We start from the raw sequence: 20,696 nt of genomic DNA, 5'->3' as shown, positions 1-20,696 counted from the left end.
TGGCCTCCCAAGACCGCGTATGGACACGGAGTGGACGGACGCCAAAACGCTCGCCGGCCTCCGCGAGGACCTCGTCGTCACGGGCGAGCGGCCACGAATCACGGTCGAAGCGCCGTACACTGGCGAGCCGCTGGCCGAGATTCCTGCGGGCACTGAGGCGGACGTCGAGGCCGCCGTTACACGGGTCCGGGAGGCCCAGGCTAAGTGGGCCGACCGTCCGGTCGAAGATCGCGTCGCCGTCCTCGACCGGTACGCCGACGACGTACTCGACGAGCAGGGCGCAGTGATGGACCTCGCGCAACTGGAGACCGGGAAGGCCCGCCGCGACGCCTTCGAGGAAGTCCTGGACGTCGCGGCGACGGCGAGCCACTACGCCGACGCGGCGCCCGGCCTGCTGTCGAGCGAGCGCCGGCGGGGCGCGCTCCCGGGGCTCACGAAGACGACGGTCCACCACCGGCCGGTGGGCGTAGTCGGCGTCATCTCGCCGTGGAACTACCCGGTAACGCTCGCCATCTCGGACGCGCTGCCGGCGCTCGCGGCTGGGAACGGCGTCGTCCTCAAGCCAGCCCAGCAGACGACACACGTCGCGTTGCTCGTGCGCCGCCTGCTCGTCGAGGCCGGGCTGCCGCCGGAACTGTTCGCCGTCGTCTCCGGGGAGGGCGACCGGGTCGGCACGGCGCTCGTCGACCACACGGACTACGTCTGCTTCACGGGGTCGACGGCGACGGGCCGCGAGGTGGCCGCGCGCGCCGGCCGCAACCTCGTGGACTGCTCGATGGAACTCGGCGGGAAGAACCCGCTGCTCGTCCTCGACGACGCGGACCCCGAGCGGGCCGCCAGCGGCGCGGTCCGTGCCTGCTTCGCGAACGCCGGACAGCTCTGCATCAGCACCGAGCGGCTCTACGTCGACGACGCCGTCTACGACGAGTTCTGCGACGCGTTCGTCGGCGAAACCCGGGCGCTCCGTCTCGGCACCGGCTTCGACTACGCTCCCGACATCGGGTCGCTTCAGAACGCCGACCAGCTGGCGAAGACGACCCGGCACGTCGAGGACGCCGTCGAGCAGGGGGCGTCGGTGCTCGTGGGCGGACGCGAGCGCCCCGACCTCGGGCCGTACTTCTACGAACCGACGGTCCTCGAGGACGTCACGCCGGAGATGGCAGCCTACGCCGAGGAGACGTTCGGCCCGGTGGTGAGCCTCTACCGGGTCGGCGGTGAGGACGAGGCGGTCGCGCTCGCGAACGACTCCCCGTACGGCCTGAACGCGTCCGTCTGGACCGGCGACGGGGAGCACGGCGAGCGCGTCGCCCGGCGCGTCGACTGTGGGACCGTCAACGTCAACGAGGGGTACGCCGCCGCGTGGGCCTCGACGGACGCGCCGATGGGCGGGATGGGCGACTCCGGCATCGGCCGCCGGCACGGCGACGAAGGGCTGTTGAAGTACACCGAATCGCAGACCGTCGCCGTCCAGCGCGGCGCCCGCATCGACCCCGGACCGCTCCCGACAGAACTGTGGACGCGCCTGATGACCGCGGGGACGCGTACGCTCTCCCGGTTCCCGGGGTGGCTGCGGTGAGCGTCTTCCTCACCGGCTTCCCGGGGTTCCTCGGGTCCGCGCTCGTGGATCGACTGCTCGACCGGACCGACACCGTCCACTGCCTCGTCCAGCCGAAGTACCGGGACGCCGCGGCATCCCGGGCGCGGGAACTCGCGGGCGGGGAGTGGGAGAACAGCATCGTCGTCCATGAGGGCGACATCACGGACCCGGACCTCGGCCTCGACGCCAGCGCGCGCGCCGCGCTCGAGCGGGAGGTCGAGGAACTGTTCCACCTCGCCGCGGTCTACGACCTCGCCGTCGACCGCGCGGTCGGCGAAGCGGTCAACGTCGAGGGCACCCGCAATGTCCTGGCGTTCGCGGCGGACTGCGACCTGCGTCGCTTCCAGTACGTCAGCACGTGTTACGTCAGCGGGCGCCACGACGGCGTCTTCGGCGAGGGCGACCTGGACGTCGGGCAGTCGTTCAACAACCACTACGAGGCGACGAAGTTCGAAGCGGAGGTGCTGGTCCAGGAGCGGATGGCCGAGGGGCTGCCGGCGACCGTCTACCGCCCCGCCATCACGGTCGGAGACAGCGAGACCGGCGAGACGCAGAAGTACGACGGCCCGTACTTCGTACTTCGGTGGCTTCGGCGCTGTCCAGGCGTCGCGCCGCTGCCCGTCTTCCCCGGCGCGCGCTCGACGGAACTCAACGTCGTTCCGCGGAACTTCGTCGTGGACGCCGTCGACTACCTCGCCGAGCACGGCGACGCCGGCGCGGTCTACCAGCTCTGCGACCCGAACCCGCCGACGATTCCGGAACTCACCCGCCTGCTCGCCGCAGCGACGGACACGCGCGTGCTGCCGATTCCGTCGACCCCCGGCCTCTCGAAGCGCCTGCTCGGCACCGGGCTCGGCCGGTCGCTGACGGGCATCCCGCCGGAGACGCTGGACTACTTCACCCACCCGACGCGGTACGTGAACCCGAACGCGCGTCGGGCGCTCGCCGGCAGCGGCGCCGCCTGCCCGGCATTCGAGAGCTACGTCGAGACACTCGCCGCCTACGTCGACGCCAACCCCGATATTTCCAGTGACGCGATGGTGTAGGGAGCGGTGAGACTTATTCTGCTCTGGCCGTAACCCCCTCTGTGGACTCCCCACACGAGATTCTCGGCGTCGACCCCGGCGCGGACGACGACGAGATCCGGGAAGCCTACCGCCGCCGCGTCATCCAGACCCACCCCGACCAGGGCGGGTCCGTCGAGGAGTTCAAGCTCGTTCGGGCGGCCTACGAGGCAATCGAGAGCGACGAGGCCATCGAACCCCGCGACGTCGACAGCGCCGCGGACGTCGACGACCAGCCGGTGTCCGCGGAGACGACCGTCGAGTACCTGAGCCACACGGCCCTCGACGAACGCGGCTGGGCCCTCGACGATGCGGACCTCTTCGAGAAGGCCGCGAACGCGGACCTCGGCCCCGTCGACCACGGCACGTTCGTCGTCGAACCCGGCGAGTCCCTCCTCGAGGCCGCGGAGGGCCGCGGGTGGGCGTGGCCGTACGCCTGCCGCGGCGGCGCCTGCGCGAACTGCGCGGTGGCCGTCACGGAGGGCGACCTCTCCCAGCCCATCGACCACATCCTCTCGCCGGACCTCCTCGACCAGGGGTTCCGCCTCTCCTGCAACGGCGTCCCCGTCACTGACGAACTGAAAGTCGTCTACGACGTCAAACACCTCCCCGGCCTCGACGAACTACGGCTCCCGCCGTACCCGTTCGAACTGGCCCACGCCGACGACTGACCGAGAAAGAGCCGGCTGCGAGCATCCGCGACCCGAGCGGGTCGAAGACCCCGGAAGGGTCGCGGTTCACCGAGCGCGAACGAAGTGAGCGCTCGGGCCGAGGAGCGACCATCGGGAGCGACGCTGTGCTTTTTCCACAAGTTTTTGCCGAACGGGGTGGCCGCAGGCTACCCCGTGCAGCGCAAAAAGTGCGTCTTAGACGCCCGTTCCGTACCGCAGCAGCCCGGCGAACCCACCGAAGGCGGTGAGGAGCTGTTCACCCTTCTCGAAGTCCGTGGAGATGAAGTGGGTGTCCGTACCGCGCTGTTCGGCGATGTTCATCAGGTGGTCGATGGCGTCCTCGCGCTCGAGGATCTCGGCCTCCTCGCCACACTCCGCGCACTCGTGTTCGGGGGTGTCCGCGCGCTGGGCGATCAGTTCCCGTTCGTCGTGGTCGTTCGGACACTCGTAGGTGACGACGTCCTTGCGGAGGTCCTCGGAGATGAGCAGGCGGTCGACGGAGCCCATGATGAGGTTCTGGCGGGTCTGGTCGAAGCCGTAGGTGGCGAGGTCGCCGCCGTTGAGCTCCTGGAAGAACTCCTCCATGTCCGCCTTGTCGTCCATCAGGTCGGCTTCGGCGAGCGTCTCCTGGGCGGAGTCGACCATCTCCTTCAGGCCGGACTCGTCGGTGTAGGAGACGTCGAACTTGCCGAGGACGTGGTCCTGGAGTTCGTGGTGGAGGTAGTCGCCGTCGAGGAACTCGTCCTTGGTCGGTGAGGGGCCGCCGACGAGAATGCCGTCGATCTCGTGGCGCTTCGGGACGAAGAGATCGTCGGCCATCCCCGCGATCTCCTGGTAGAAGTTGTCGATGGCCTCGAGGCGGAGTCGGGCGAACCGTTGTGCGGACTGGCCCCCCTTCCGCTGCTTCCCGGGAACGAGACTACTCGCGGACTTGACGGCCTCGATGCGCTTGCCCTTCAGCCAGCCGACGTTGGCCTCCCGGCGGTCGAGGACGATGAGGCCATACAAGCCCTTGTCCCCGAGCATCTCCTGGAGCGGCTCGGTGAGGAACGCGCTGTCGCAGTGGTAGCGGAACGACTCGATGGGCTGGGGCGGGGATTCGAGGACCTCCGTGACCATGTCGGTGCGGCCGCCGCCGGAGTCGACGGCGCCGGAGAAGATGACCATCCCGTTGTCCGGCGGGAAGGTGTCGTAGTAGCGGAGGCGGTCCTTGATGGAGGTGAGCGCGTCCTGGACGTTCGTCCGGGTCTGCTTCGACTTGATGTTCGACGCCTCGGAGTGCTCCTGCGTGACGTGGGCGACGACGTCCGAAACCTGCTTGTCCGGGGGGATGTAGATGGTGACGAGTTGCGTGCCGCTCCCGGAGTAGTCCTTGAGCTCCTCGATGACCTTCTGGAACTCGTACTTTCGTCGGTCCTCGGACGGTACGCCCTCCTGCTCGCTCATTGCTCGGAAGTAGCCGGCCAGCGTGTAAGTAAGCTTTGACCCCCACTCGCGCCCAACGCTTTAAGTCGCGCTCTGCGTATGCGGGCACATGACAGGGCACGTGTTCGCCGTCGCCTCCGGGAAGGGGGGCGTCGGCAAGACGACGACCGCGGTGAACGCCGCGGCCGCGATGGCGGAGGCCGGCCGGTCGGTGGTGCTCGTGGACTACGACCTCGGGATGGCGAACCTCGGCACCGTCCTCGAGGTCGAACCGGCCGACGCGACGCTCCACGACGTCCTCGCGGGGGACGCCGAGACGCTGGACGCTGTCGGGTCGGCGCCGGGTGGCATCGACGTGATGGTCGGCGGGACGGACATCGAGGACTTCGGGCGCGCGGACCCCTCGAAGCTCAGGGACGTGGCCGCGGACCTCCGCGAGGCCTACGACGTGGTGGTCGTGGACACGGGCGGCGGCCTGAGCCACGACACGACGGTGCCACTCGGCCTCGCCGACGACGTCCTGTTGGTGTCGACGCCGCAGGTCGCGGCCCTCGAGAACACCGCGAAGACGCTGGCGCTCGCCGAGCGCGTCGGTGGCGAGGTGGCGGGACTCGTGCTGACGCGGGAGGGCGGGAGCGCCGACACCGAGGACGCGGTCGCGGACCTCGACGTCCCGCTGCTGGCCGCCATCCCGGAGGACAGCGGCGTCGCCGACAGCGAGGACGCGGGCGAACCGCTGGTCGTCCACGCCGAGGAGAGCCCCGCGGCCCAGTCCTACCGGGAACTCGGCTACGAACTGCTCGGGGAGTCGCCGCCGCTGTCGTTCCAGGAGGACGACGAGGAGGCGTCGGCGGCCGCCGGCGCCGCGCTCGCGGAGGTCACAGACGAGTCCGAAACCGGGAGTCCGTCGCTGCTCTCCCGGGTGACCGGCGGCTTCCTCGGGTCGAACGGGAAGGATTAAGCGAACGGCACGACGGAGGTTGGGTATGGCAACCGACAACTCGATCTCGACCGGCTGGCTGATTCTCTACGTCCTGCTGGCGCTCGCCGTCCTCTACGGTTCGCTGGCGTTCGTCGGCGCGCTGTAGGTCACATAGAGTCTGGCGCCTCGATGCCGAGGACCGACAGCGCGTTCGCGAGCGTGGTCCGCGACGCCTCGACCAGTGCCAGGCGCGCGTCCCGCAGGTCGTCGTCGACGTCGTCGGCGAGCACCGGACACGACCGGTAGAACGCGTTGAACGTGTCCACGAAGTCGCGGGCGTACGTCGCGACCTGGTGGGGTTCGAGTTCGTCCGCCGCGGACTCGACGACGACCGGGAACCGCGCCACCGCCTGCAGGAGGTTCTGCTCCTCGTCCGTCGTGAGGAGGTCCGCGTCGAGCGCCGCGTTCGCGTCGCCAGCTTCACCCAGAATTCCGCAAGCACGAGCGTGGGCGTACTGGACGTACGGCGCGCTCTGCCCCTCGAAGTCGAGGGCGTCCTCCCAGTCGAACGTGATGGCCTTCGTCGGCTGCTTCGAGACGATGTCGTAGCGGACCGCGCCGATGCCGACCTGGCGGGCGATGCGCTCGACGTCGTCCTCGGTCAGGTCGTCGTCGCGGATGCGGTCGTCCAGCCGGGAGCGGACCGCCTCTTCGGCGCGCAGGACGGCCTCGTCGAGCAGGTCGTCCATGTCGACGCCGGTGCCCTGTCGGGTGCTCATCGACTCGCCGCCCGGGAGGTTCACCCACGCGTAGAACAGCTCCTCGAGCTGGTCGGTGTCGTTGCCGCGGATGTCGAGGGCGGCACGGAGCTTGTTCGCGTGGAGCTCCTGGTCCTCGCCGAGCACGGTGATAGCGCGGTCGAACGTGTCGAACTTCCACTCGTGGTGGGCGAGGTCTCTGGTGGTGTACAGCGTCGTGTCGTCCGAGCGCAGGAAGACGAACGACTGCTCGATGTCCCACTCCTCGAGGTCGAGTTGCCAGGCGTCCTCCTCCTCGAAGGCGTGTGCCGACGTCTTCAAGTCCTCGACCACCTCGTCGGTCGAACCGTCCCGGAGGAACTCGGTCTCCCGGACGAACTCGTCGAACTCCGCGGGGAGGCGCTCGAGGGTCTGGCGCATCCCGCCGAGCACGCCCTCGACGACCTCGCCGACGCGCTCGTAGGTCTCCTCGTCGCCCCGGTCGAGGCCCTCGATGATGGCCGCGATCTCCGTCTCGGCCTCCTCGACGGCCTCCGGTTCGCCCTCCTCTAAGAACTCGTTGCCCGCCCGGTAGTAGCGAACGAGGTCGTAGTCGGGCTTGTCGCGGCCGGGTTCCGGGAGGTCGTCCTCGTCGAAGTGCTCGTAGGCCCAGGTGAACACGGCCATCTGGCGGCCCGCGTCGTTGACGTAGTACTCGCGGGTGACGTCGTAGCCGGCGTAGTCGAGGACCCTGGAGACGGCGTCGCCGAGGATGGGGTTGCGGGCGCGCCCGACGTGGACGGGGCCGGTCGGGTTCGCGCTCGTGTGCTCGACGACGACGGAGTCGCCGGTGTCGGGCAGGCGCCCCCAGTCGTCGGCCTGCGCGGACTCCAGCGTGGCTGCGTAGTACTCCTCGCTCGGCGTGAAGTTCACGTACGGGCCCTGCGAGCTAACGCCGCCGACGTAGTCCGCCTCTGTCAAGTCGAGCGCGTCGACGAGTTCGGCGGCGACCTGCGGCGGCGGTGCCCCCGCCTCGCCCGCGAGCCGGAACGCCGCGCTGGACGCGAGTACGGCGGGAACGTCCGCGGGTGGTTCCTCGATGCCGAGGTCCCCGGTCGGGTAGCCGAGGTCGTCGAGTGCGGCCGCGAGGGCCGTCTCGACCTCCCGGCGGAAAGCGATGAACATGTCCGGTGGGTCGTGGGCGGCGGCAAAAGGTGTTCTGAAAGTCCGGACGCGAGCGACCTACTTGCCGAGGTAGAGGTCCCGCACGCGCTGGGAGCTCCGGATGGTCTCGGCGTCGGCCTCGAACTTGTTCTCGCCCATGTCGAGGGCGTAGGCGCGGTCGGTGACGTCGAGCGCGGCGTCGACGTTCTGCTCGACCATCAACACCGCCGTGCCCGTCTGCCGGATCTGGTCGACGTGCTCGAACGTCCGCTCGATGAGCTGGGGCGCCAGCCCCGCCGAGGGCTCGTCGATGAGCAACACGTCGGGGTCGGGCATCAGCGCGCGCGCCATCGCGAGCATCTGTCGCTCGCCGCCCGAGAGCGTCTCCGCGTCCTGGCTGTGGCGCTCCTCCAGACGCGGGAAGAGTTCGAACATCCGCTGTCGGCGGTCGTCCGCGTCGCTAGCGTGGATGGCCCCGATGTCGAGGTTCTCCGCGACGGTGAGGTTGGGGAAGACGTTCGACGTCTGCGGGACGTAGGAGACCCCGTGGGACACCATCTGGTTGGCTTCGAGGCCCGAGTAGTCCTCGCCGCCGATCTCGATGGTGCCCGCCCACAGCGGCAGCTGCTTGAACAGCGCGCGCATCAGCGTCGACTTCCCGGCGCCGTTCGGCCCGAACACCAGCACGATCTCGTCGTCCTGCACGTCGATGTCGACGCCGTACAGCACCTGGAGGTCGCCGTAGCCGGTCTCGACGTCGCGCGCGGAGAACACCGCGTCGTCGTACCGCCGGACGGTCTCGATGTCGCTCATCGGTCGTACCCCCCGAGGTAGGCCTCGACGACGCGCTCGTCCTCCTGGACGATGGAGGGCGGGCCGGACGCCAGCGTCTGGCCGTTGTGCATCACGACGACGCGGTCGCAGTTCTCCATCACGACGCCCATGTCGTGCTCGATGAGCAGGATGGTCCGGCCGCGGTCGTTGAGTTCGCGGAGCCGGGCCAGTAGTTCGTCGGTCAGCGACGGGTTGACGCCCGCGATGGGTTCGTCGAGCAGGATGATCTCGGGGTCCATCATCAGCACCCGGCCGAGTTCCAGCAGTTTCCGCTGGCCGCCGGAGAGGGCGCTCCCGTACTCCTCGGCGAGGTGGTCGAGTTCGAGGAACTCGAGGGTCTCGTCGACCGTCGCCTGGATGTCGGCCTCCTGGTCGTCGACGGCGCCCGACCGGAAGATGGTGCTGAGCGCTCGCTCGCCGAGCTGTCCCTTCGCGGCGAACGCGAGGTTCTCGCGGACGGTCATCCCGCGGAACGTCTTCGGCGTCTGGAACGTCCGCCCGACGCCGCGGCGCGCGATCTCGGTCGGCGAGAGCCCCTGGATCGGGTCGCCGTCGAGGCGCACCTCGCCGCTGTCGGGCGTGTGGACGCCCGTGATGCAGTTGAATAGCGTCGACTTCCCGGCGCCGTTCGGGCCGATGAGTCCCGTGATGGACGCCCGCTCGACGCCGAAGGTGGCGCCGTCGACGGCGACCAGGCCGCCGAACGTCTTCACGACGTTGTCGACTTCGAGCAACTCCGTACCGTCGTCGGCCGGCTGCCCGCCGGCCGGTGTGTCGTCAGTGGACATCGGTCACTCCTCCTCCCCCAGCGCCTCGATCTCCGAGGGGTCGCCGAACAGTCCCTCCGGTCGGTACCGGATGACGAGCACGAACAGCAGGCCGATGACCACGAACCGCATGCTCGGGATGAACGACGGGTTGTCCGGGAGCGGGCCGGCGAGCGCGGGGAGCACGCCGGTCAGCGGGTCGGGGAGCGTCCCCTGGACCCAGTTGTAGGCCGTCGTGATGAACCGCGTCGACTCCTCGAACGCCACGACCAGCAGGGCGCCGGCGACCGCGCCGGTGTTCGACGCCGCGCCGCCGAGCAGCATCGCGGCCCACACCGTGAACGTCACGTGGGGAACGAACTGCGCGGTGACGACGCTGCCGAGGTAGTGGGCGTAGACGCCGCCCGCGAACCCCGCGATCATGCCGCCGATGACGAACGACTTCAGCTTCACCACGGTGGTGTTCTTCCCGAGCATCTCAGCGGCGGCCTCGCTCTCGCGGACGCCCTTCAGCAGCCGGCCGAACGGTGCTTCGAGCACGCGTTCGACGAGCAGGTAGACCGCGAGCAGGCTGAGGACGGCGAACGCGAGGTACGCGAGCTGCCAGGCGTCCGGACCGAGCGCGGCCTGTCCGGGCTTCGGGACGCTGTTCATCCCGAACGAGCCGTTGGTGAGCCACGCCTCGTTGACGAGCACGTCGCTGAACACGCCCGCCAGCGCGAACGTCGCGATGGCGAGGTAGTGGGTGCCGAGGCGGACGCTCGTCAGGCCGATGAGCAGCGCCAGTGCGCCGCCGACGAGCGCTGCGGCGGCGAGACTGACGGGGAACCCCCACGGCATCGGGAGGTCGAACCAGACGACGTAGCTGGCGTTCGTCACTGTCGACGGCGGCGGCATCGTCACGATGGCCGACGCGTACGCGCCCGCCGCGAAGAACGCGACGTGGCCGAAGTTCAGCAGCCCCGTGTAGCCGTAGTGGACGTTCAGCCCGAGCGTCAGCAGCCCGTAGATGCAGCCGATGGTGGCGACGGCGACGAAGAACGCCGCCCACCCCGTGAGCAGCGCCATCAGAACTCACCTCCGCGGATGCCCTCCGGTTTGAACAGGAGGACGCCGACGAGGATGATGAACGCGTAGGCTCGCGTGTAGTTCGCGGAGAGGTACGTCGACCCGAAGTTCATCGCGAGCCCGATGAAGACCGCCCCGAGCATCGCGCCGTACGGCCGCCCGATGCCGCCGAGCAGCGTCGCCGCGAAGACGACGATGAGGTACTCGAACCCGACGCCCGGCCGGAACGGCGAGAACAGCACCGCGTAGAGGATGCCGGCCATGGCGCCCGCCCCGGCGGAGATGAACCACGTCTGGCGGACGACGTTCGTCGTGTCGATGCCCGCCACCTCGGCCAGCGCCCGATTGCCGCTTGTCGCCCGCATGCGTTTGCCGAGCATCGTTCGCTGGAGCAGCAGGTGGATGGCGAGCATGGTGACGACGCTCACGACGATGACGCCTAGCTCGAGGTCCGTGAGCCGGACGAGCCCGAAGTAGTCTGTGCGCCGCATCAGGGGGATGGGGAGCTGGCGCGCGCTGACGCCGACCCACCCCTGGAGCAGGTTCCGGAGCACGAACGAGACGCCGATGGAGGTGATGAGCAGGGGGAGCGCGCCGCGATTGGAGATGGGTTCGAAGAACACGCGGGAGACGCCGACGCCGAGCAGGCCGACGACGACGATGGCGAGCACGGCGGCGGCCGGCAGCGGCACCGAGAGCCCGAAGAGGCCGCCCGCGAGGAACACCGTCAGGTAGGCGCCGTACGTGAGGAACTCCCCGTACGCGAAGTTGATGAACCGCGTCACGCCGTAGGAGAGCGTTAGCCCCACGGCGCCGACGGCGATGACACTCCCCTCGATGAGGCCGAACACGACCGTCTGCAGGAGGTTGTCGAGAACCATGCTGGAGGGAGGGCGCGCTTAGAGTGCCTCTGGTGGCAGGCGACCCGCCTCGGTCCAGCTGCCGTCCTGTGCCTTCTTGATGGCGAACGGCGCGACGATGTCGCCGTTCTCGTCGAAGTTGATGGGGCCGACGAGCCCCTCGTAGTCGACGTCGGCGCCGCCCTCGATGGAGGAGGCACCCTGCGTGTAACTGGTGACCTGCTCCTCGGGTGGTTTGGCGACCTCGGGGATGGCCGACGCGATGTTCGGCCCGGAGAGGTCTCCGTCGTTGGCCGCGACCTGCTTCATCGCGAGCCCCATGACGTTCATCGCGTCGTAGGTGTTCGTCGCGAACACCTTCCCGCCCTCCTCCCAGCCGGCGTACTCCGTGATGCGGTCGAAGAAGCTCTCGAGTCGGCCAGCCTCCTGGGCTGGCTGGTAGGTCGCGGCGTTCAGCCCGAGCATCCCGTCAGTGACCTGGTTCTCGCTCTGGGAGAGGAAGTCCTGGTTGGTCTGGTCCTGGGTCGCAAACCAGTTGCCCTCGTACCCCGCCTGGAAGCCGGCCTCCGTGATCTTGATGCTGTCCTCGACCGAGGCGATGAGCACCGTGATATCCGGGTCAGAGTCCATCATCTGCTGGACCTCGGAGGTGTAGGAGGCCTTGCCCGTTCGGATGTCCATCGCGGTGGTGATGGTGCCGCCGAACTCCTCGAACGAGGAGCGTACCGGCTCCTTGAACGACTGGAACACCTCCTTGTTCCCGACCATGAGCGCCATCCGCTCGTAGTCCTGGATGGAGTTGTACTGTTGCTCGCGTGCCGCCTTCGCGATGGCGCGGCCGCCGAGGGAGTCTGAGGACACCGTCCGGAAGATGTACTCGCCGCCCCGGGAGTCCAGCGACGTGGTCCCCGCGGTCGGCGTGACGACGGGCACCTCGTTCTCGACGAGCGTGTCGATGACCGCCGACATGGTGATGCTCGTCGGGCCGATGACGCCGCTGACGTTCTCGACGTTGACGAGGCGGTTGGTCGCCGACACGGACGCGTCCGGCGAGGCCTCGGTGTCGCCCTGGACCACGGTCAGGTTGCGGCCGCCGATGCCGCCCTCCGCGTTGATCTCCTCGACGATCATGTTGACGACCGGGAGGACGTTCGCGCCGACCCACGCGTAGTCGCCGGAGAACGGCAGCAGGACGCCGATCTTCAGCGGGTCGGAGCTACCGCCGCCGCCGCTGCTCGTGGTCGTCGTGTCGCCACCGCTACTGGTTGTCGTGTCGTCGCCGCCCCCGTCACCGTCGCCGCCGGTACAGCCGGCCAGGGCCGCGATTGTTGCTACGCCGCCAGTTCGTTTAAGGAATCGCCGTCTGTCGATTCTCATGTGAATGTTTCTCACAGGATAGGGCTAAAAGCATTCTGGTGTTGGTAACAATCACCCACTCCGCTAGCGATGCTCATGGAGCAGCGAGAGCGGTCGCCGCTCAGAGGTCGCGGCCGCCGTCGACTTCCAGGGCCGTCCCCGTGATCATGTCGGCGTCGTCGGACGCCAGGAACGCCGCCGCCTGCGCGATGTCGTCGGGTTCCGCGAGACGCCCGAGCGGAATCGTCGCCGCCATCTCGTCGACAGAGAGCCCCTCGCTGGTGAACTCCGGCAGCATCTCCGTGTCAGTCGCGACGGGGCAGATTGCGTTCACGCGGACGCCGTCCTCGGCGAGTTCGTGGGCCAGTTGCTTCGTCAGCGTCACCATCCCGCCCTTCGACGCGCAGTACGCCGACAACCCGTTCCGGGGGCGGATGGCCGCCGTGGACGCCGTGTTGAGGATGACGCCGCCGCCCTGCTCGCGCATCTGGGGCACCGCGTACTTCGCACCGAGGAACGCGCTCTTGAGGTTCACGTCCTGGATGCGGTCCCACGTCTCCTCGGTCACGTCCTCGACGGGCGTCGACCGCTGGGGGATGCCGGCGTTGTTGTGGAGGACGTCGAGACGCCCGTAGGTGTCGACGGCGTGCTCGACGAACCCCTCGACGTCGTCGGCGTCGGAGACGTCCGCGCGGACCGCGGTCGCCTCACCGCCGTCGGCCGCGATGCGGTCGGCCGTCTCGACGGCGGCGTCCTCCTCGAGGTCGACGACCACGACCGACGCGCCGCGCTCGGCGAACAGTTCCGCGGTCGCCCGCCCCATCCCGGCGCCCGCGCCGGTCACAGCCACCACTTTGTCACTCACTGTCATGAGTCACCGGAGGGCGCCGACGCACAAAAAGCCGGGGCGCACCGGCAGTTCTCGTTACGCGCCGGGCAGGTCGCCGCCCGACCCCTCCTCCAGGTTGATGGCGATGTTCTTCGACTGGAGGTAGGAGTCCAGCGCCTCCAGGCCCTTCTCTCGGCCGATGCCGGACTTCTTGTACCCGCCGAACGGCGTCTGGTTCGTGTCGGCGAACCACTTGTTCACGTAGACGTTCCCCGCCTCCAATCGCTGGGCGGCGCGGTGGGCGCGCCGCACGTCGTTCGTGAACACGCCGGCGACGAGGCCGTAGTCGACGTCGTTGCCGATGTCGACCGGGTCCTCGTCGTCGCCGTACGGGATGACGGTCAACACCGGACCGAATATCTCCTCCTGGGCGACCCGCATCCCGTTGTCCACGTCGACGAGCACGGTCGGTTCGAGGAAGTAGCCGTCGCGGTCCGGCGATTCCCTGCCGGTGGCGAGCGTCGCCCCCTCCTCGACACCGACGTCGACGTAGTCCCGCACGCGCTCGAAGTGTTCGGCGCTGTTCAGCGGCCCCATGTCCGGGTCGTCCGTGCCCGGCCCGAGTTCGTACGCCGACGCGCGCTCGACGATGCGCTCGACGAACTCGTCGTAGTGGTCCTCGTGGACGATGGCGCGGTCGGCCGCCGAGCAGACCTGCCCCCCGTTCGCGAAGATGCCCTGCTCGACCCACGAGACGGCCTCCTCGAGGTCGGCGTCGGGGTAGACGATGGCCGGGTTCTTCCCGCCGAGTTCCAGGGTCACGGGCGTGACGTTGCCCGCCGCCGCCTCCATCACCCGCTGGCCAGTGGCGACGCTCCCGGTGAACGTGATGGTGTCGACGTCCGCGTGGTTCGTCAGCGCCGCGCCCGTCTCGCCGGCGCCCGAAACGACGTTGACCGCCGCCTTGGGAACGCCCGCCTCGGCGCAGAGTTCGGCGAGGCGGTACGCCGACAGCGGCGTCGTCGGCGCGGGCTTGACGACTGTGGTGTTCCCGGCGGCGAGCGCCGGCGCCACGCCGCGCGCGAAGATGTTCCCCGGGAAGTTCCACGGGATGATCTGCGCGGAGACGCCGTAGGGCTCCCGGACGACGTAGTCCACCTGTCCCGTGCCGACGGGGACCGAACGCCCCTCGAGTTTGTCGGCGGCGCCCGCGTAGTACTCGAAGTACCGCGCCGCGCTCAGCATGTCCGAGCGCGCCTGCGAGAGCGGCTTCCCCTGGTCGCGCGATTCGAGGTCGGCGAGCTCGTCGGCGTGTTCGCGCACGAGTTCCGCGACCCGGTGGAGCGTCTGGCCGCGCTCGACGGGGTCGGTGTCCCGCCAGTCGGGGAACGCCTCGCTGGCCGCCCGAACGGCCCGGTCGACGTCGGATTCGTCTGCGACGGCTACCTCGGCGAACGCCTCGCCGGTCGCCGGGTCGAGGGTCTCCACGTAGTCGTCGCTGGCGGGCGGGACGCGCTCGCCCCCGATGAGGAGGTCGTGTCGCTCCAGAGAGCGTGTGCTGCTCATGCGCCCACCTACTCGCCCCCGTTACTTGGTATCTCTCCTGGTGGCAAACGCCCCCGCTCCGCGTCGGGCGGTCGTCGCGTGGTTCCCGGCCCTGGTAGCGCCACGCTTTTGCACGCGAGCGCCGAACCCGCTCTCATGCCGAAGCAGGTGGACGACCCCGACTACCACCACGAGAACCACACCGCGGCCCAGACCTGCGGGTGGACGGCGAACGCGCTCCGCGGGGAGGGCACCTGCTACAAGCACGCCTTCTACGGTATTCGCTCCCACCGCTGCATCCAGATGACACCAGTTGTTCGGTGCAACGAGCGCTGCGTGTTCTGCTGGCGGGACCATGCCGGCCACACGTACGAACTCGACGGCGTGGAGTGGGACGACCCGGAGGCGGTGGTGGACGCCTCCATCGAACTCCAGAAGAAACTGCTCTCCGGGTTCGGCGGCAACGACGAAGTCCCCAGGGAACGCTTCGAGGAGGCGATGGAACCCCGCCACGTCGCCATCTCGCTCGACGGCGAACCCACGCTCTACCCCCACCTCCCGGAACTGCTGGAGGCGTTCCACGACCGCGGGCTGACGACGTTCCTCGTCTCGAACGGTACCCGCCCCGAGGTGCTCCGGGAGTGCGACCCAACGCAGCTGTACGTCTCCGTCGACGCCCCCGAGCGCGCGACGTTCGACGACGTCGTGGGCGCGACGGAGGACGACGCGTGGGAGAAACTCGTGGACACGATGGACGTGCTCCACGAGAAGGACGAGACCCGCACCGTCCTGCGGACGACGCTGGTCGGCGGCGAGAACATGACGAACCCGGACTGGTACGCGGCGTTCTTCGAGCGCGCGGACCCCGACTTCGTGGAGCTGAAGGCGTACATGCACGTCGGCAACTCCCGGAGTCGCCTCGACCGCTCGGCGATGCCCAACCACGAGGACGTTTTGGAGTTCGCGGAGGCCATCCAGGCGCACATGCCCGAGCACACGGTGCTGAAAGACCAGGAGGTCTCCCGCGTCGCCCTGCTCGCCCGCGAGCGGGACACCTGGGTGCCCGAACTGGCGGCGGACTCCGAGTTCTGGAGCGACGAGCCGGCGAGCGCGGACTGACTTCCAGTTCCGGGACGCGTTCCATATCCGGTATGCTTATGCGGCGGCCGACAGTAGCCACGAACATGTCACACGCCACCGGCACGCGCGAGGTCGGGTTCGACGAACTCGCCGTGCTGAAACTGCTCGCGCTCGACGGCGCGCGCCGCGGCGAAACCAAGGTCTCCTGCGGGGACCTGGCCGGCCACCTCGACGCCTCCAACCAGACCGCGTCGCGGCGCCTGCAGGCACTCGACGACGCCGGCCTCGTGGAGCGGGACCTCGTCAGCGACGGCCAGTGGGTCGCCATCACGGAGGACGGCAGCCGCGCGCTCGAACACGAGTACGAGGACTACCGCCGCATCTTCGAGGACCCCGGCGAACTCGCGCTCTCCGGCGCCGTCACCAGCGGCATGGGCGAGGGCCGCCACTACATCAGCCTCCCCGGCTACAACCGCCAGTTCCAGGAGAACCTCGGCTACGAACCCTATCCCGGCACGCTCAACGTCGACCTCGACGCCGAGAGCCAGCGCGCCCGGTCGGCCCTCGAGGCGATGACCGGCGTGAAAATCGAGGAGTGGGAGGACGAGGACCGCACCTACGGCTCGGCCACCTGCTACCCCTGCGCCGTCGCCGGCGACGACAGCGAGTTCTCGCCGGCCCACGTCATCGTCCCCGACCGCACCCACCACGACGAGAGCCAGATGGAGCTCATCGCGCCCGAGAAGCTCCGCGACGAACTCGGCCTGCTCGACGACGACGAGGTGACCATCCGTGTCGAAGAGCGGTAACGTGACCGCCGTCGAGCGCGCCGTCGCCGCCTTCCGCGACGGCGAGCCGGTGCTCGTCCACGACGCCGCCGACCGCGAGGGCGAGGTGGACCTCGTCTATCCCGCCGAATCCGTCACCCCCGGGGACGTGGTCCGCCTCCGCAATGACGCCGGCGGACTCGTCTGCGTCGCGCTCGCCGACGAGGTGGCCGACGCCTTCGACCTCCCGTTCGTCGCCGACGTCATCGACCACGACGTCGCCGACCACGACCACCTCGGCTACGACGAGCGGTCGTCGTTCTCGCTGTCCGTCAACCACCGCGACACGTACACGGGCATCACTGACGACGACCGCGCGCTCACCATTTCGGAACTCGGCCGGGCGGCTGCCGACCCGGACGGCGTCGACTTCGCCGACGAGTTCCGCGCGCCCGGCCACGTCCACCTGCTCCGCGCCGCGCCCTCGCTCGCGGACCGCCAGGGCCACACCGAACTCGCCGTCGAACTCGCCCGCGCGGCTGGCGTCGCGCCGGCCGCCGTGGTCTGCGAGATGCTCGACGACGAGACGGGCGAGGCGCTGTCCGTCGCGGACGCGAAGGCGTACGCCGAGCGCAACGACCTCGTCTACGTCGAAGGGAGCGACCTGCTCGCGGCGTTCGAGGCGTAGTCAGACCGACGACGACAGCAGCGACTCGAAGATCTGCTGTTCGGCCTTCCGGAGGTGCTGGTGGAACGTCGGCGCTGCGACGTCCAGCGACGCGGCGACGTCCTCGCCGGAGGCCTCGCGGGGCCACTCGAAGAAGCCGGCGTGGTAGGCCGCCCGGAGCGCCGCCCGCTGCCGGTCGGTGAGTGACTCCGTGAACACGTGGTCGAGCTGTTCGGCGCCTGTCCCCGGGCGCGTGGTCTGGCGCCGCGCCACCATCTCGGCCGTGGGGTAGGCGTCGCGGACGACGTCAACGAGCGCCCGGGTGTCCGCGCTCGGCGCCAGATGCAGCGACATCTGGAGGTCGCCGTCCTCGACGACGAACTCCTCGACGGAGCCGCCCAGCGAGGCCAGCACCGACAACACCGGGGGGCTGGAGAGGCGCGCCTCGAAGGCCACCCCGTCTCCGCCGGTGTCGCGGAACCGCACGTCCTTCCAGTGGTCGACGGCGTCCACGATGGCCTCCAGGTTCTCGACGGCGTTCTGGGTGGCGTGGCCGTAGACGAGGTACTCCGCGTCGGTTATCGGGACGGTCTCCTCGATGGTGAACCGGCCGTCGGCGGTGGTGTCGGTGTCGAGCGCCTCGAAGAGCGCCGGGATGTGGAACCGGAGTTCGACGACCTCGTCGCTCATCAGCGCGCGCTTGCGCTCGACCGCCGCGATTGCGTGGCCGACGATCTCGCCCAGTTGGCCGATGACCGCCCGCTCCCGGCCCTTGAAGGCGTGCGGGCGGTCGGCGTAGACGTTCAGCACGCCGAACACCGTGCCCTGGTGGGTGATGGGTATCGCGGCCGAGGAGTGGAAGTCGTACGTCTCCGCGACGTCGCGCCACGGCGCGTACTCCGCGTCGTGCTGGACGTCCTGGGAGGTCTGCATCTTCCCCGTGCGGAGGGCTCTGCCGGTCGGTCCCTCGCTGTGCTCGTCGTCCGGGTTCACCGAGATGGTGACGTCGTCGAGGTAGCCGTCCGTGCCCGCGCTGGCGCGTGGGTCGACGGTTCGGGAGTTCGGTTCCACGTCCCCTATCCAGGCGAACCGGTAGGAGTCCGCGGCCGCGAGGCGCTCGCAGACCGTCTGCTCGATCTGCTCGCGCGTTGACTGCTCGATGACCGCCTCCGTTATCTCCTGGACGACCTGGTTGATGTCGTTGAGCGCGGACAGCTGTTCGCGCTGCCGGACCAGTTCGTCCTCGCGCTCCTTGCGTTCGGTGATGTTCTGGGCCGTCGTCATCCCCGCGAACACGTCGCCGCGCTCGTCGGTGATAGGTACCCCGCGGACCACCCACTCCGCGTCCGCGTACGAGAGTTCGACCGACCGCTCCTCGCCGTCGAGTGCGGCCTCGAAGACGGGTTCGAGTTCGTCGGCGGTCTCGTCGCCCCACGCTTCGCGGACGCTCCGGCCTTCGACGTCCTCGGGGTCGACGGGGAGGTCGGCGAACCCCTGTCCGGCGGCGAGCGTGTAGGTGAAATCGTCGTCGAAGAGGGCCACGATGCCGTTCGGGAAATACTCCGCGATGGTGCGGTAGCGGCGCTCGGACTCCTCGAGTGCGCGCTCGCGCTCCCGCCGCTCGCTGATGTCGCGGACGACGCCGACCTTCCGCGCCGGCTCCTCGCCCACGGTCGGCAGCGCGGTGAACCGGCTCTCGGCGGGTAGACGGCTGCCGTCTGCGCGGTTGAGGTCGGCCTCGATGGTCGCACTCCCCGTCTCCTCTTCCAGAATCTGCTCGAGGTCCTCGGCGGACTGCTCGAGCACCGCCTCGTCGACGACGAGCGAGCAGTGCGAGCCGAGCAGTTCTTCGCGGCTGTAGCCGGTCATCTCGACGTAGGCGTCGTTCACCTGCGAGAAGCAGAAGTCACCGTCGAGGACGTAGACGCCGTCGTCGATGGTCTCGACGATGGTCTTGTGCAGTTCGAGCTCCTGCTCGTGTTCCTTCCGGTCGGTGACGTCACGGAAGTACACCGACAGTCCGGTCTCCGAGGGGTAGGCGTGGACCTCGAACCACGCGTCCAGCGGCTCGGGGTAGTACGCCTCGAACGTGGTCGGCTCCTGGCTCTCCATCGCCGTCCGGTACTCTGCCTCGAACCGCGAGTCGACCGCGTCCGGGAACGACTCCCAGATGTTCTCGCCTTCGAGGCCGTCGCCGTCCGGGTCGACGAGTTCCTGGGCGCGCTCGTTGAAGTGCGTGAACGTCCAGTCCTCGTCGAGCGCGAAGAACGCGTCCGTGATGCGGCCGTATATCTCCTCGAGTTCGCTCTCCAGGTCGTCGCGGTGGCGGGTGAGCTGTCGCTGCTTCTCCTTGCGCGCCGTGATGTCACGGCCGACGCCCACGATGCCCACGACCTTCCCGTCGTCCAGAATCGGGTTGCTGGTGAACTCGTACGGTATCTCCGTGCCGTCGGCGGTCACGAGTCGCAGTTCGAGGGTCACGCTCTCCCGTTCTTCGACGGCGGCCTCGATAGCGTTCTCGACCCGCCGAGTTGCCTCGTCGGCGAGGAGCTCCCTGGCCTGCATCCCCGCCACCGCCTCGTCGTCGTAGCCGGTTACCTCCACGAGCCGGTCGTTCCAGCGCGTGAGCCGCCCGTCGGTGTCCACCGCGTAGACGATGTCCCGCTGGTTGTCGAGGATGGTTTCGACGAACGCCGTCTCCTCCCGGAGCTCGCGCGTCCGCTCGTCGAGTTCCCGCTCGGCCGTCTGTTGTTCGGTGACGTCGGTCACGACCCCCTCGAGGAACCCACGGCCGTCGTCGTCGACGAGGGTCCCGTGTTCGGCCACCCACCGGACCTCGCCGTCGGCGGTCTGGACGCGGTACCGGACCGTGAACTCGTCGTCCTCGCGCAACTGCGCGGCGACGTCCTCGCGGACGTCCGCCCGGTCGTCCGGGTGGACGACGTCGTCCGTCCAGCTCACGTCGCCGGACTCGAGGGCGGCGGCGTCGTAGCCGGTGATGTCGCTGCAGGCGTCGCTGACGAACGTCATCGGCTGCCCGGACTCGTGTAGACACCGGTAGACCATCCCCGGGGTGTTGTCGATGAGCCGCGCCAGTTCGACGCCGCTCTCGGCCGCCGTTCCGGGTCTCGTGGCCGCCGTTGGCTGCCACCAGACGCGGCCCCTGCTCCCGACCTTCTTCGTCTGCAGGTACCCGTCGTCGGCGAGGCGCTCCAGACGGGCGTACGTGCTCCGACGGGAGATGGGTAACTCCTCGGCCACCTCGTTCGTGGTCAACGGCTCACCCGTGCCGTCGACCGTCTCGAAGACTGCGAGCGCCTCACGCAGCCCATCACTCAGTGTA

General features: G+C 69.2%; 18 protein-coding genes. 8 read left to right on the top strand and 10 right to left on the bottom strand.

Annotation, left to right across the window (positions count from 1 at the left end; genetic code table 11):
* Positions 1-19: 19 nt before the first annotated feature.
* Genes gabD2 through HALDL1_15610 form a run of 3 tightly spaced genes read left to right on the top strand, consistent with a single transcriptional unit; the run spans position 20 to position 3,332 of the window.
* Complete coding sequence (gene gabD2, locus HALDL1_15620) at positions 20-1,576, top strand: succinate-semialdehyde dehydrogenase (protein AHG04862.1); 1,557 nt, start codon at positions 20-22, stop codon at positions 1,574-1,576.
* Positions 1,573-2,643 (top strand): hypothetical protein, encoded by a 1,071-nt coding sequence (locus HALDL1_15615; GenBank protein AHG04861.1) that lies wholly within the window; start codon positions 1,573-1,575, stop codon positions 2,641-2,643. Before gabD2 ends, HALDL1_15615 begins: the two co-directional genes overlap by 4 nt.
* Positions 2,644-2,684: 41 nt before the next feature.
* Positions 2,685-3,332, top strand: a complete 648-nt coding sequence (locus HALDL1_15610) for a ferredoxin (GenBank protein ID AHG04860.1) — start codon at positions 2,685-2,687, stop codon at positions 3,330-3,332.
* 195 nt (positions 3,333-3,527) lie between these two features.
* Here the strand turns inward: HALDL1_15610 and HALDL1_15605 are convergent, their stop codons facing one another.
* The gene (locus HALDL1_15605) at positions 3,528-4,778 is read right to left on the bottom strand and encodes a peptide chain release factor 1 (GenBank protein ID AHG04859.1); all 1,251 of its coding nucleotides are present in this window, start codon (positions 4,776-4,778) and stop codon (positions 3,528-3,530) included.
* 88 nt (positions 4,779-4,866) lie between these two features.
* Here HALDL1_15605 and HALDL1_15600 point away from each other — a divergent pair, with 88 nt between their 5' ends.
* Both HALDL1_15600 and HALDL1_15595 read left to right on the top strand, forming a co-directional pair.
* Complete coding sequence (locus HALDL1_15600) at positions 4,867-5,718, top strand: ParA domain-containing protein (GenBank protein ID AHG04858.1); 852 nt, start codon at positions 4,867-4,869, stop codon at positions 5,716-5,718.
* A 25-nt stretch (positions 5,719-5,743) separates the two neighbouring features.
* On the top strand, positions 5,744-5,845 hold the full coding sequence (locus HALDL1_15595) for a hypothetical protein (protein ID AHG04857.1): 102 nt from the start codon (positions 5,744-5,746) through the stop codon (positions 5,843-5,845).
* A gap of 1 nt (position 5,846) precedes the next feature.
* Here the strand turns inward: HALDL1_15595 and HALDL1_15590 are convergent, their stop codons facing one another.
* The 8 genes from HALDL1_15590 to HALDL1_15555 all read right to left on the bottom strand — a co-directional run bounded on the left by HALDL1_15590 (position 5,847) and on the right by HALDL1_15555 (position 14,860).
* Positions 5,847-7,601, bottom strand: a complete 1,755-nt coding sequence (locus tag HALDL1_15590) for an arginyl-tRNA synthetase (protein AHG04856.1) — start codon at positions 7,599-7,601, stop codon at positions 5,847-5,849.
* A 57-nt stretch (positions 7,602-7,658) separates the two neighbouring features.
* Positions 7,659-8,393, bottom strand: a complete 735-nt coding sequence (locus HALDL1_15585; GenBank protein ID AHG04855.1) for a branched-chain amino acid ABC transporter ATP-binding protein — start codon at positions 8,391-8,393, stop codon at positions 7,659-7,661.
* On the bottom strand, positions 8,390-9,202 hold the full coding sequence (locus tag HALDL1_15580; GenBank protein ID AHG04854.1) for a branched-chain amino acid ABC transporter ATPase: 813 nt from the start codon (positions 9,200-9,202) through the stop codon (positions 8,390-8,392). The genes HALDL1_15585 and HALDL1_15580 overlap by 4 nt, the downstream gene beginning before the upstream one ends.
* Before the next feature lie 3 nt (positions 9,203-9,205).
* On the bottom strand, positions 9,206-10,249 hold the full coding sequence (locus HALDL1_15575) for a branched-chain amino acid ABC transporter permease (GenBank protein ID AHG04853.1): 1,044 nt from the start codon (positions 10,247-10,249) through the stop codon (positions 9,206-9,208).
* Positions 10,249-11,130, bottom strand: a complete 882-nt coding sequence (locus HALDL1_15570; GenBank protein AHG04852.1) for an ABC transporter permease — start codon at positions 11,128-11,130, stop codon at positions 10,249-10,251. Before HALDL1_15570 ends, HALDL1_15575 begins: the two co-directional genes overlap by 1 nt.
* 18 nt (positions 11,131-11,148) lie before the next feature.
* A complete protein-coding gene (locus HALDL1_15565; GenBank protein AHG04851.1) occupies positions 11,149-12,492 on the bottom strand; it encodes an ABC transporter in 1,344 nt (447 codons plus the stop codon).
* 94 nt (positions 12,493-12,586) lie between these two features.
* Positions 12,587-13,336, bottom strand: coding sequence for a 3-ketoacyl-ACP reductase (gene fabG, locus HALDL1_15560; protein AHG04850.1), 750 nt, complete (start codon positions 13,334-13,336; stop codon positions 12,587-12,589).
* 54 nt (positions 13,337-13,390) lie between these two features.
* Positions 13,391-14,860, bottom strand: a complete 1,470-nt coding sequence (locus HALDL1_15555; GenBank protein AHG04849.1) for an aldehyde dehydrogenase — start codon at positions 14,858-14,860, stop codon at positions 13,391-13,393.
* Positions 14,861-14,995: 135 nt separating this feature from the next.
* Here HALDL1_15555 and HALDL1_15550 point away from each other — a divergent pair, with 135 nt between their 5' ends.
* The 3 genes from HALDL1_15550 (at position 14,996) to HALDL1_15540 (ending at position 17,374) form a co-directional block, all read left to right on the top strand.
* On the top strand, positions 14,996-15,958 hold the full coding sequence (locus HALDL1_15550) for a tRNA-modifying protein (protein ID AHG04848.1): 963 nt from the start codon (positions 14,996-14,998) through the stop codon (positions 15,956-15,958).
* Between the two features lie 65 nt (positions 15,959-16,023).
* A complete protein-coding gene (locus tag HALDL1_15545; GenBank protein ID AHG04847.1) occupies positions 16,024-16,728 on the top strand; it encodes a riboflavin kinase in 705 nt (234 codons plus the stop codon).
* Complete coding sequence (locus tag HALDL1_15540; GenBank protein AHG04846.1) at positions 16,712-17,374, top strand: 3,4-dihydroxy-2-butanone 4-phosphate synthase; 663 nt, start codon at positions 16,712-16,714, stop codon at positions 17,372-17,374. The genes HALDL1_15545 and HALDL1_15540 overlap by 17 nt, the downstream gene beginning before the upstream one ends.
* Here HALDL1_15540 and HALDL1_15535 read toward each other — a convergent pair whose 3' ends face one another.
* Positions 17,375-19,666: a histidine kinase gene (locus HALDL1_15535; protein AHG04845.1), complete on the bottom strand. Its 2,292-nt coding sequence runs from the start codon at positions 19,664-19,666 to the stop codon at positions 17,375-17,377.
* Between the last annotated feature and the right edge of the window lie 1,030 nt (positions 19,667-20,696).

The organism is Halobacterium sp. DL1 (genome assembly GCA_000230955.3).
Taxonomy (GTDB): Archaea; Halobacteriota; Halobacteria; order Halobacteriales; family Halobacteriaceae; genus Halobacterium.
Note: the sequence above shows the minus strand (reverse complement) of the source record. Positions and strands in the feature narration are given on the sequence as shown.